At 42.9% G+C, this 11,825-nt stretch carries 10 protein-coding genes and 1 riboswitch; of the genes, 6 read left to right on the top strand and 4 right to left on the bottom strand.

What is annotated here, in order from left to right; all coding sequences use genetic code 11:
• The first annotated feature begins 102 nt into the window (after positions 1 to 102).
• A complete protein-coding gene (locus FHS45_RS15750) occupies positions 103 to 267 on the top strand; it encodes a hypothetical protein (RefSeq protein WP_166761431.1) in 165 nt (54 codons plus the stop codon).
• 61 nt (positions 268 to 328) lie between these two features.
• On the opposite strand, the gene rlmD is transcribed toward FHS45_RS15750, so the two are convergent.
• The 3 genes from rlmD to betB form a co-directional block, all read right to left on the bottom strand.
• Entirely contained in the window at positions 329 to 1,798 is a 1,470-nt protein-coding gene (gene rlmD, locus FHS45_RS15745) for a 23S rRNA (uracil(1939)-C(5))-methyltransferase RlmD (protein ID WP_062440258.1), read from the bottom strand.
• Between the two features lie 238 nt (positions 1,799 to 2,036).
• The gene (gene betA / locus FHS45_RS15740) at positions 2,037 to 3,719 is read right to left on the bottom strand and encodes a choline dehydrogenase (RefSeq protein ID WP_062440262.1); all 1,683 of its coding nucleotides are present in this window, start codon (positions 3,717 to 3,719) and stop codon (positions 2,037 to 2,039) included.
• Positions 3,720 to 3,814: 95 nt separating this feature from the next.
• The gene (gene betB / locus FHS45_RS15735) at positions 3,815 to 5,302 is read right to left on the bottom strand and encodes a betaine-aldehyde dehydrogenase (protein ID WP_229717923.1); all 1,488 of its coding nucleotides are present in this window, start codon (positions 5,300 to 5,302) and stop codon (positions 3,815 to 3,817) included.
• Positions 5,303 to 5,572: 270 nt separating this feature from the next.
• Between betB and cudC the strand changes: the two genes are divergently transcribed.
• Both cudC and FHS45_RS15725 read left to right on the top strand, forming a co-directional pair.
• Entirely contained in the window at positions 5,573 to 6,124 is a 552-nt protein-coding gene (cudC, locus tag FHS45_RS15730) for a choline uptake/conversion transcriptional regulator CudC (protein WP_062440267.1), read from the top strand.
• A gap of 178 nt (positions 6,125 to 6,302) precedes the next feature.
• Positions 6,303 to 7,202: a glycine betaine ABC transporter substrate-binding protein gene (locus FHS45_RS15725; protein ID WP_062440270.1), complete on the top strand. Its 900-nt coding sequence runs from the start codon at positions 6,303 to 6,305 to the stop codon at positions 7,200 to 7,202.
• A gap of 95 nt (positions 7,203 to 7,297) precedes the next feature.
• Here the strand turns inward: FHS45_RS15725 and purU are convergent, their stop codons facing one another.
• Positions 7,298 to 8,161, bottom strand: a complete 864-nt coding sequence (purU, locus tag FHS45_RS15720; protein ID WP_208416494.1) for a formyltetrahydrofolate deformylase — start codon at positions 8,159 to 8,161, stop codon at positions 7,298 to 7,300.
• Between the two features lie 174 nt (positions 8,162 to 8,335).
• A riboswitch (glycine riboswitch) is annotated at positions 8,336 to 8,438 on the bottom strand.
• Positions 8,439 to 8,918: 480 nt separating this feature from the next.
• Between purU and FHS45_RS15715 the strand changes: the two genes are divergently transcribed.
• The 3 genes from FHS45_RS15715 to FHS45_RS15705 are packed head-to-tail and all read left to right on the top strand — an operon-like array spanning position 8,919 to position 11,493.
• On the top strand, positions 8,919 to 9,659 hold the full coding sequence (locus FHS45_RS15715) for a metal ABC transporter ATP-binding protein (RefSeq protein WP_062440277.1): 741 nt from the start codon (positions 8,919 to 8,921) through the stop codon (positions 9,657 to 9,659).
• Between the two features lie 3 nt (positions 9,660 to 9,662).
• Entirely contained in the window at positions 9,663 to 10,520 is an 858-nt protein-coding gene (locus FHS45_RS15710; protein ID WP_062440280.1) for a metal ABC transporter permease, read from the top strand.
• Between the two features lie 31 nt (positions 10,521 to 10,551).
• Positions 10,552 to 11,493 (top strand): metal ABC transporter solute-binding protein, Zn/Mn family, encoded by a 942-nt coding sequence (locus FHS45_RS15705; protein WP_062440283.1) that lies wholly within the window; start codon positions 10,552 to 10,554, stop codon positions 11,491 to 11,493.
• Positions 11,494 to 11,825 lie beyond the last annotated feature (332 nt).

Genomic DNA, 11,825 nt, shown 5'->3' with positions numbered 1-11,825 from the left:
CTATTATACTTTAAAAGATCTCAAGCACCAATGAAGGATATTTTTACTAAGGATTTTATATCAATTTATAACAAAAGATAACGGAAAGAAGGAGGGTATCAAATGAAACGAAAATCATTAAGAGATGGTGCATTAACAAACAATCAGACACCTACAGAAAGCCTGCCTGAAAGAGAAAGCAAGGAAACATTTACAGATGTAGATGCTGCAAGAGCCCAGGAACGAGCAAGAATTGCTGACCGAGAAGAACTTGAAGGGAAAAAATAATATTAGAAAAACTTGGCTTATCGCCAAAATTTTTAAAGTAAAAAATAAAAGCAGGAACCCTTTACCGGTTACCTGCTTCTTCTTTTAACACTAGTTTTGCGACAGCTTCTACGTGGTGGGTCTGGGGGAACATGTCCACCGGCTGAATACCTTCTACCTTATATCCATTCTTCGTCAGGTACTTCATATCCCGTGCCTGTGTCTCAGGGTTACACGATACATAGATTACCCGCTTTGGCTTCAGCTTCACTACACTGGATAAGAACGCTTCGTCACTCCCGCTTCGCGGCGGGTCCATAATTACCACATCGGCTTTCTCCCCACGCGCTGCCATCTGTACCATGAACTCTCCGGCATCTCCCTGATAGAACCTGGCATTCTTTATGCCGTTGCGTTTGGAATTGCGGATCGCATCACGGACGGCATCTTTATTCAGCTCTACACCAATTACCTTCCCTGCTTTTTGGCTGGCGATCAGACTGATGGTACCAATTCCGCAATATGCATCTATTACAGTTTCCTTACCCGTCAGCTCTGCCATTTCTATGGCCTTTCCATATAACTTTTCGGTCTGAACAGGGTTGATCTGATAAAAGGATTTCGCCGAGATTTCAAACTTAAGTCCAAAGAGAGTGTCCGTAATCGTCCCCTTGCCGAACAACACTTTTTCCTGATCGCCCAGGACCATACTGGTGTCCCGGTTATTGACGTTCATCAGGAGGGTCGTAATCTCCGGGTGAGCCTTTCGAAGAGCTTTCACAAAATTATTCTTGCCTTTGAACACCGGTGACGCCACTACCAGCACCACCATGATTTCACCGCTGACTTTGCCGACTTTCACCAATACGTGCCTTAGGAACCCTTGCCCAGTATCTTCGTTGTACGGCTGCATTTTAGAGTTTTGAAGGATGCCCCTGATCGTATGCACGATTTCGTCCGCTTTCGGATCATGAATGAGACATCGTTCCATCGGTATGATCTGATGCGTGTGCTGGGCGTACAGCCCGCCAATTACCTGACGATTCTGATTCAGTCCGAACGTCGTATGGCTCTTGTTCCGGTAATCATACGGATGGTCCATGGTCATAATCGCTTCCGGCTTACCGAACGGCTTCATGAGCGCATCTACCGTTTCCTGCTTGAAACGCATTTGCTTCTCTTCATTCATATGCTGAAGCTGACATCCCCCGCACTGATAATAATACTCGCACGGCGGGGTTACCCGGTCTTTCGAAGGGGTAACCACCTGCTTCAGCTCGGCGTTTACAAAGCCTCCTCTTTGAGACACGGTAACCTCAGCCGTTTCCCCAGGCAAGAGGTTCGCTACCTCCAACTGTTTACCTTCCCACTGGACAATGCCTTTGCCATCATTGGTAAGACCGGAACAGGTTACCTTCGCGGTTACCGTTTTCCGCTTACCTATAGGTTTACCACCCTTTTGACTTCCCCGCGAGAAGTTCTGTTTCTTGTCCTTCTTATCCTGGCGTTTTTTTCCTGAATCTCTATATCCTTTATTTTTTCGTTTATTCATAGGCACTTCCCATCTTTCTTTATCCTTGACACTCCATTATATACTAGCCACAGTTAGCAGTAAAACAACCAGTTAACATAAAAGAACTCCCCTCTTTTGGTGAAGTTCCCCATAAGATCACACCTACATAAAAATGGCCTGCCCCTACCACGTAGAGTGTGGTTGTTTCACAGGGACAGGCCTATCTTATTGATTTACATTTCTATTCCACGAGCGAAACTCTTCTTATCAGTGAGCATTATTCGGATACAGTACCTGCCTCAGCTGGATGTTCGCCATGACGATAGTAGTCAGCATCGATTGGATCCAGCGGCTTGCGTCCAAGGATAAGGTCCGCAGCCTTTTCCGCCAGCATCAGTACAGGTGCATGAATATTACCATTTGTAACGTAAGGCATAGCGGATGCGTCGACCACTCGTACATTGTCGAGACCGTGAACTTTCATCGAATTCGGGTCTACGACAGCCATCGGATCTGATTCCGGCCCCATTTTTGCCGTACAAGATGGATGAAGAGCCGTCTCCGCATCTTCTCTCACCCAATCCAGAATTTCCTCGTCTGTCTGAACAGTAGGACCAGGAGAGATTTCTCCGGCATTATAAGGTTTCATGGCTGGTTGAGACATGATTTCACGAGTAATTTTGATCGCTTCCACCCACTCGCGTTTGTCCTGTTCTGTAGAAAGATAGTTGTAGACCATGCTTGGGTGCTCTTTCGGATCTTTTGAACGTATCTTTAATGAACCGCGGGCATCGGAGTACATCGGCCCGATGTGCACTTGGAATCCATGATCCGTTGGCGCTTTTTGCCCATCGTACCGTACCGCCACCGGAAGGAAGTGGAACATCAAGTTCGGGTAGTCGACCTCATCGTTCGAGCGGACAAAACCTCCGCCTTCAAAATGGTTGGTCGCTGCCGGTCCCGTGCGTCCAAGCATCCACTGCAAACCGATCCAAGGCATGCGCGCTTTATTCAAGTTCGGCTGCTCGGAAACAGGAAGTGGACAAGCATGCTGGACATAAACTTCCAGGTGATCCTGAAGATTTTCCCCTACACCCGGAAGGTCGACGACCGGTTTAATACCAAGTGAGCGAAGGTGCTCGGCGTCTCCTACTCCTGATAGTTGAAGGAGCTGCGGCGTGTTGATGGCACCACCTGAGAGGATGACTTCACCGGCTTCCACTTGATGAATCTTTCCATTTCGCTTATACGTCAATCCTTTGGCTTTAGTGCCATCGAAGTCGATACTCGTAACGAAGGCACGGGTCTTCACTGTCAGGTTCTCCCGGTCCATGACCGGATGGAGATAAGCACGTGAAGCGGACAACCGCTGACCTTTGTATACATGCTTATCAAACGGTCCGAATCCCTCCTGGCGAAATCCGTTCACATCAGGGGTTCTTGAATAACCAGCTTCTACAGCTGAGTTAAAGAAAGCCTGGAATAAAGGATTTTTTGCAGGTCCTCGCTCCAACTTGATAGGTCCGTCGTGACCGCGAAGATCGTCATCCGGTGATTCTAGTGCGTTTTCCAATCGTTTGAAATATGGAAGACAGTGCGCAAAATTCCACGATTCCATCCCAGGGTCCGCTCCCCAGCGTTCATAGTCCTTAGGATTTCCGCGCTGATAAATCATGCCGTTGATGGAACTGGAGCCGCCCAGCACCTTCCCTCTGGCATGCTTAATACGCCGGCCATTCATATATGGCTCCGGGTCCGATTCGTATTTCCAGTCGTAGAGGCTTTTGCCGGATGGAAACGGCAAAGCTGCCGGCATTTGGATCAATAAGTCCCAGGAATAATCACTGCGCCCTGCCTCTAAAACAAGTACACTCTTTTTCCCATCTTCACTTAGACGGTTGCCGAGTACAGAACCCGCACTCCCGCCGCCAACGATTACAATATCATATGATTCAGTCATCTTCTGTTCCTCCTTGATGTCGAAGTTGAAACAAGGGCTTCAGGCATTAGAAACCCTTCTTCATTTATTTCTGGATTTTTTAATAGATTGTCAGCTTAGAACCAGTTCATCGGTTCAGGTTTCAGGTTTTGGAAGATATGTTTTGTTTCTGTATATTCCTCTATGCCCAGTCTGCCTAGTTCGCGACCAATACCAGACTGCTTATAACCGCCCCATGGTGCGTGTGGGAAGTAAAGGTTGAATTCATTAATCCAGACCGTACCCATACGCATCTTCGCGGCACATCGTTCCGCTTTTGCAATATCGTTTGTCCAAACGCCTCCAGCAAGTCCGTAGATCGAGTCATTGGCAAGCTTTACGGCTTCTTCTTCTTTTTTGAATTTCTCAACCGTGATAACTGGACCAAAAGCTTCCTCTTGTACAATGCTCATGGCTGTTGTGCAGTCGGTGAAAATCGTAGGTAAATAGAAAAATCCTTTTTCCAATTCAGGGTCGTCCGGGCGATTACCACCAACTGCTAATGTAGCCCCTTCTTCAACACCTGCTTCCACATACTTTTCGACTTTCGCAAGGTGTTCCGCTGAAATAAGCGGCCCCATTTGAGTTTCCTCATCAAACCCGCTTCCCAGCTTGAAGTTTTTCACCCGTTCCACAAGGGCGTTAACGAAATCATCGTGCATGCTCTCTTCTACAATCAATCTTGTACCAGCAGAACAGATTTGCCCAGCGTGAAAGAATACGCCATTTAATGCCTGGTCGACTGCTGTCTCAAAATCAGCATCAGCAAAGATGATGTTCGGGTTTTTCCCGCCAAGCTCCAGTGCGAGCTTCTTCACATTCACACTTGCCGCTTGCATGATTTTTTTCCCGGTAACAATGCCACCTGTAAAAGAAATAAGGTCTACATCCGTGTTACGGGACAGCTCTGCACCGACGGTATCACCTGCACCTAGAACCAGGTTGGCAACACCCGCAGGTAGTCCAGCCTCTTCCATCAGTTCAAATACTTTTATTGTAGTAAGTGGTGTGATTTCACTTGGCTTCATGATTAATGTATTTCCAGTCGCAAGGGCTGGAGCCAGTTTCCAGGACGCTTGAAGTAACGGGTAATTCCACGGTGTAATTTGCCCGCAAACACCAACCGGTTCATGAACCACTTTACTGATAGAGTCGGGCACCGGAGAATCGATCAGTTCCCCGCCATTTTTATCTGCAAGTTCTCCATAATAACGAAACACTCCGGCGATATCATCCATATCTCCGCGACTTTCTTCCATTGTTTTTCCAGTATCCAATGATTCTAAATGAGCCAGTTCCTCTTTATCTCTTTCAATCAGTTCAGCAATTTTCCTTACGACAGCTCCCCGCTCAGTCGCTGGGGTAGAAGCCCATTCTCCGTTATCAAATGCTTCTCTTGCTGCAGCAATGGCTGCTTTCGTATCGGATTCGTCGCCTTCCGGAACAACAGCTATGATTTCCTGGTTAAATGGATTGATAATATTACGCGTATTCTCTGAGTTCGCATTAACCCATTTACCATTAATGTATTGTTGTAGTTTTAAATCCAAATCTATCAACTCCATTTTCGAAGTAATTAAGTTTATTAAGAATTTATTTAACGTTTAAAACACTAACACGCCTTTTAAAGGTTGTCAAAAATACTTTCAAAACAAAAACTCCGAAAAGAATTAACAGGAACCGGAATGGTTATGATGAGTGATGTAGCGGGTATTTGCTTGAAAATAAATTAAAATTCCTATTTGACATTTCATCTGAAGACGTTAACATAAAGTTTGTACAAAATATTTAATTATTTTTTAATTTGGTTTACTTTAAACTGAAGGAGCGACCTTATGAGTGAATCCACGGAAAAATCAAGAATCAAAATAGAAGAAGCCAAAGATAAAGTTATTGGCGCCATTGCTGAGACAATGGATTTATACGGGGTAACACCAGCCGCAGCCAATTTATATGCAACGATGTACTTTGAAGATCAGATGACGCTTGATGAAATGCGTGAGGAACTGGGAATGAGTAAACCAAGCATGAGCACCAGTGTCCGCAGGCTCCAGGAAATAAAAATGGTGAAAAAAACATTTACACGGGGTTCCAGGAAACATACGTATGCAGCGGAAAAAAATTTCTTCCGTTCGTTTATGGCTTTCTATTGCCAGATGTGGGAACGCGAAGCAAAAATGAATTTGGATGCAATTGAAGAAGCGCAGGAAGATTTCATCGATGTTATAAAAGATTCCAGCAGCACACCAGAAATTGTTGCGCAAGCAAAGGGATACTATGATCAATTAGAAGAATCTAAAACCTACTATCATTGGCTGGAAGACTTAGTAGAAAGTATAAGAAGTGGTGAGATATTCGAATTCTTACCGAAAGATCAACAAGATTAAGCAGAGAAGCGATTATCAGGTAGTCTATGAAAAGACAGCGTCGACTACCTGGTTGTACCACTCTTTTTATTGAAAGAGTTGGCTTCTTCACGCATTTACGTTAAATAAATTCTTAATACATTTAACTTTTTGAATGTATTAAGGATTAATATATAAAATAAAAAGGGAGTTTTTCAACATGAGCAACTGGAAAAAAAGTCTTAGCTTTATTTTCGCCATTACAATGGTTGTTGTACTGACAGCATGCGGAAACACTAGTGGAGGATCAGGCAGTGACCAATCAGAGACAGAATCAAAAGAAAGTGATCAAGAAATAATCATTGGTCAAATTAGCTGGGCTGAAAATATTGCCATAACAAATATGTGGAAAGTGATTTTAGAAGAAAAAGGATATGACGTTAAATTAAACAATTTGAACATGGGTGCTACGATGAGTGCGTTAGATAGTGGTGATCTGGATGCCAGCCTAGAAATATGGCTTCCAGTTCAGGATGCTAATTACTTAGAGAAATATCAGGACACGGTTAATTTCTCAGATGCTACCTGGTATGACAATGCAAAAGTAGGACTTGTTGTTCCGGAATATTTAGAAGAAGTGGATAGCATAGAAGACTTAAATGACCATAAAGAATTGTTCGATAACCAAATTGTTGGTTTTGATCCTGGCGCTGGTACAATGGAAATTGTTGAACAGGCAATTGAGGACTATGACCTTGAACTTCAACTGCTGCCAAGTTCGGAATCTGCCATGATAGCTGAAATTGGAGAAGCAGTAAAAAATGAGGAGCCTATCGTGGCACCACTTTGGAGCCCGCACTGGGTATTCTCCAAGTACGACCTGAAATTCCTCGAAGATCCACAAAACACATTCGGTGATACAGAAAAAATTCACCATGCTACCAGACAAGGGTTTGAAAAAGATTACCCAGAAATAAGCGAATGGTTTAAAAATTGGAAGATGGATGATCAGCAAATCGGCGAACTGATTGAATATGTAGAAAGTGCCGAAGAGCCTATTGATGGGGCTGAAAAATGGGTGGAGGAAAATCAGGAATTGATTGATGAATGGGTAAAATAAAGACAGAGACGTAAGACATAAGCCTAACAGCTTTAATAGGAAAAAATAGTGCCTGACCCTACTTATAGCGTATCGTAGGGTCAGGCACTTATTATTTAGGTAAATACGATTGTTTTATTGCCATGGACGGTGATTCTATCTTCTAGTTGCCAAGATACAGCTTGGGCAAGAACACTTCTTTCTACATGACGCCCGGAAGTTTTTAAGTCCTCAACCGTATAGCGGTGATCCACTTGCTTTACATCTTGATGAATTATCGGTCCTTCATCAAGATCATTGGTTACAAAGTGAGCAGTCGCTCCAATTAATTTGACCCCTCGGTTAAATGCTCTTGCATAAGGATTGGCTCCCACAAATGCCGGTAAAAAGGAATGATGGATGTTAATGATCTGGTCAGGAAATTGGGAAACAAAATTAGGAGATAGAATCTGCATATATCTTGCCAGGACAATAAAATCCACTTTCCCTTCCAGTAATTCCAAAGCTTGTTGTTCCGCCTGTCCTTTTGTTTCTTTTGTTATCGGGATATGGTGGTAAGGGATGCCATGGGATTCGACTTCATCTTTTAAATCGGCATGATTACTAATGACCATCGGGATATCTACCGGGAGTTCGTTTGAGCGCCAACGCCAGATAAGCTCCATAAGGCAATGGTCCATTTTTGAAACGAAAATTGCCATTCTTTTTCGTTTTTTCTTACTGCTTAAATGCCAATCCATCGGATACTCTTCCGTTATTACATGTATGTCCTCAGTTAGTTTTTCATAAGAACCTTCATAATCATCCAATTCAAATTCAATCCGCATGAAGAAAACGCCATCTTGTGGGTCCGTGGTGTGTTGATCAAACTTTACGATATTAGCGTGATGATCCGTCAGTACACTTGTCACCGCTGAAATAATACCCGGTTTTTCAGGACAAGTAATTAACAATCTTGCTCTATCACTATTTGCAGACAATATTCTTCCTCCGTTCCATGTTTTTTTAATTGTTTTACTGCATACAAAAAAGGACAGAAAAAGGCAGTGCTACTACCCTTCTCTGTCCTTTAACCTGAGAGTTTAACCTCACTATTCATGTGAAGTCTTCCCCTTTGGTGGCGTACTCGTAATTATACGCGCTCTCCAGAGGTGCGTCCCGCTATGGTTCTGTGTACCTGAGAGATTGGTTCCAAGGGATCTTTTGGAATTTGCTCCTTCGGCGGCAGCATTTTTCTGCCTCTCCCACAACGGTCATCCGCCTATCTTAAATTTTTAATTACTTTCAGAGTAATTGGCGAGATAGAGAATGTCAAGCAAAACATGTAAGCGTTAACAATAAGCTGTTCTAGATGAGCATCGTTAAATTATTATTAGGACAATTTATACTACCAATTTTCGTATGAAAAAAATCTTATAGTAGGGTTCGTTTCCGGTGCAGTCACCGGATAGGCAGGTTATCGTTTCTATGTACGATTTCATGCCTTTTATTTTTTCCTACTCCTACTGTTGACATATTGTGATTAAAGGTATATATTTTGCGTTAAGGAAACTTTTTAAGTGTAAGGAAAAATCAGTCACCTTTATTTAGAACGCCTATATACTAAAAGAAATATTTTTTTACCCAAAAAGTTGCACTAAGGAAAATTATATTCCTAATTTAAACTTTTATGGTTGAACGCTAAAATTCTACAGGTGATTTATTAAAGTACATGAATCACTAAAAGGAGGAGGAGCCATGGAGAAAGAGGCTATTTCTATCAAAGATTTGCATGTTTCCTATTATGGAAATGAAGCAATAAAAGGAGTTAGCATATCCGTACAACCAGGAAATCTGGTTGGGATTATCGGCCCTAACGGTGCTGGGAAATCAACGCTTTTAAAAGCGATGCTGAACCTGATCCCAAAGGATAAAGGTGATATCAAAGTATTTGGGAAAACCGTAAAAGAAGTAAGGAAAAAGATTGCCTATGTGCCACAACGCAATGATATTGATTGGGATTTCCCGATTACCGTACTCGATGCGGTACTTCTGGGCACTTACCCGAACCTTCAACTATTCAGGCGCCCTAAGAAAAAAGAAAAAGAATGGGCGTTGGAGTGTCTTCAGCGGGTCGGCATGGAAGAATTCAGCAAGAGACAAATCGGTGAGCTGTCCGGCGGCCAGCAGCAGCGTGTCTTTCTTGCCCGCGCCTTAGCCCAAAAAGCCGAATTATTCTACCTTGATGAACCTTTTGTCGGGGTGGATGCTTCCAGTGAAGAAACGATTGTAACCATATTGAAAGAGCTTTGCCTGCAAGGAAAGACGGTCATTGTCGTGCACCATGACCTTAGTAAGGCAAACGATTATTTCAACCAACTCATCCTGTTAAACAAAGAGTTGATCAGCTTCGGCGAAGTTAACGAAGTAATTCAAGCCGATATCATTGAAAAAGCATATAAAGGCCAGTTTGCTTTTATGAAAGAGATGGGAGTGTAAGGGATGGCTTTTATTGAAGCGATTATGCAATACGGATTTTTACAAAAAGCGTTATTAACTTCGATTATGGTAGGAGTTATCTGTGGTGTTATTGGCTGTTTTATTATTCTCAGAGGTATGGCGCTTATGGGCGATGCCATCTCTCATGCGGTGTTACCAGGCGTTGCAATTTCGTATATGCTTGGCATCAATTTCTTCTTCGGGGCTGTTTTCAGTGGTGTGGTTACAGCCATCGCAATCGGATTTGTCAGTCAAAACAGTCGAATTAAACATGATACTTCAATCGGCATTATGTTCACAGCAGCCTTTGCAGCCGGAATAATCATCATAACCTTGCTAAAGAGTAGTACGGATTTATACCATATTCTGTTTGGGAACGTGCTTGCTGTACGCTCATCAGATATGTGGATCACCCTTGCCATCGGGGTTGTCGTGCTAGCAGCTGTATATCTCTTTTATAAAGAACTACTGATTACATCGTTCGATGAAACAATGGGAGCGGCCTATGGCCTGCCAGTCCGGTTGATTCATTACTTTCTTATGACATTGCTGACTATGGTCACAGTTGCTTCTCTCCAAACTGTAGGTATTGTTCTGGTGGTAGCGATGTTAATCACGCCAGCAGCGGCTGCCTATCTCTTAACGGATCGTTTATGGATGATGATTTTTCTTGCGTCTGGAATCGGAGTCATCTCCTCTATTGCTGGTCTGTACTTCAGTTTCACATACAATCTGGCATCAGGAGCAACAATTGTCATTTCAGCAACCGCCATCTTCGTTCTCGTTTTCCTATTCTCTCCAAAGCATGGATTGTTATGGAAGATGTTAAGAGTCAAAAAGAAGCGAGCCTCACTTATTTAGTGTGAAATAAAAGAAAACAGGAGAAAAATAAATGTTCAAGAAAAGGATTTTACTTTTAACAGCCTCAATTTTAACGCTTATGATGTTGGTTGCCTGCGGTGGCGAGGAAGCCACCGGGAATTCCGAGGATAATAATGGAAAGATTCAAGTGGTTACGACCTACTCGATCGTATACGACATTGTAAAAAATGTAGGCGGGGACTTAGTGGAGATTCACAGCCTTGCACCGATTGGATCTAACCCTCATGAATATGACCCACTTCCTGAGGATGTTAAGAAAACAACGGATGCAGATGCTGTTTTCTATAATGGCTTAAACCTCGAAGCAGGAAACTCATGGTTTGACAACCTGATGGAAACAACCGGAAAAAATGGAGATCATGCTCCTGTTTTCCTTATGAGTAAAGGGGTCGATCCGATGTACTTAACATCGAAAGGTAATCAGGGTGAGGAAGATCCTCATGCATGGCTGGACATTCGTAACGGGATTAAATATGCGGAAAATGCAAGAGATGGCCTCATTAAAGTAGATCCTGAAAACGAAGAAGTCTATAAAGAAAATGCCGAACAGTATATTACGAAACTGAAAGAACTCCACGACAGTGCTGTAGAAGAATTCAACCAAATTCCTGAAGAAGAACGTGTACTTGTGACAAGCGAGGGAGCATTCAAATATTTCAGTGACGCGTATGGATTTCAGGCTGAATATATATGGGAGATCAACCAGGAAAACCAAGGAACTCCCGATCAAATTACAAGAATTGTAGATATCATCAACGACAAAGAAATCACCGGTCTATTTTTAGAAACCAGCATTGATCCGCGGAGTATGGAGGCAGTCGCTGCTGAAACCAATGTCCCGATCAGGGGTACAGTGTTTACAGATTCTCTGGCCAAACCCGGTGAAAATGGCGATACGTATATTTCTATGATGGAATCAAACATAAAGACTATTAAAGAAGGTTTGGAATAATACCATTAGAACAAAAGCGCAAGCGCCTTGCTCACCCCCGACAAGCTTAAGAAAAGCCTCGGCGTGACGTTTTTTGTACTTTTAGACTGATTCATTTTATGAAGGATTAAAGTATAAGTTAAACTAAGTCTTTCGCCATAAACCATTGGCGATAAGCCAAGTTTTTCTAATCACAGAGAGGATTTACTTAAGACCTCGAGGGGGTAGGCGCTGGAGCTGGAGGAGACCCACCACGTAAAGTTATCCACGAAAAGAAGATTTTATAATTTCCTGACATTAAAAAAAGCTGTCATCCTAAGTTGATGACAGCTTTTTTATACACTTTATTTAAA

It is taken from the genome of Thalassobacillus devorans (assembly GCF_011761345.1).
GTDB classification, from domain to species: domain Bacteria; phylum Bacillota; class Bacilli; order Bacillales; family Halobacillaceae; genus Thalassobacillus; species Thalassobacillus devorans.
This window is presented reverse-complemented; position numbering and strand designations above follow the sequence as displayed.

Excerpts from the sequence above, each read along its gene's own strand:
- FHS45_RS15725 (WP_062440270.1), top strand. The coding sequence starts at position 6,303 with ATGAGCAACTGGAAAAAAAGTCTTAGCTTTATTTTCGCCATTACAATG.
- betB (WP_229717923.1), bottom strand. The coding sequence starts at position 5,302 with ATGGAGTTGATAGATTTGGATTTAAAACTACAACAATACATTAATGGT.
- FHS45_RS15715 (WP_062440277.1), top strand. The coding sequence starts at position 8,919 with ATGGAGAAAGAGGCTATTTCTATCAAAGATTTGCATGTTTCCTATTAT.
- rlmD (WP_062440258.1), bottom strand. The coding sequence starts at position 1,798 with ATGAATAAACGAAAAAATAAAGGATATAGAGATTCAGGAAAAAAACGC.
- betA (WP_062440262.1), bottom strand. The coding sequence starts at position 3,719 with ATGACTGAATCATATGATATTGTAATCGTTGGCGGCGGGAGTGCGGGT.
- FHS45_RS15750 (WP_166761431.1), top strand. The coding sequence starts at position 103 with ATGAAACGAAAATCATTAAGAGATGGTGCATTAACAAACAATCAGACA.
- FHS45_RS15705 (WP_062440283.1), top strand. The coding sequence starts at position 10,552 with ATGTTCAAGAAAAGGATTTTACTTTTAACAGCCTCAATTTTAACGCTT.
- FHS45_RS15710 (WP_062440280.1), top strand. The coding sequence starts at position 9,663 with ATGGCTTTTATTGAAGCGATTATGCAATACGGATTTTTACAAAAAGCG.
- cudC (WP_062440267.1), top strand. The coding sequence starts at position 5,573 with ATGAGTGAATCCACGGAAAAATCAAGAATCAAAATAGAAGAAGCCAAA.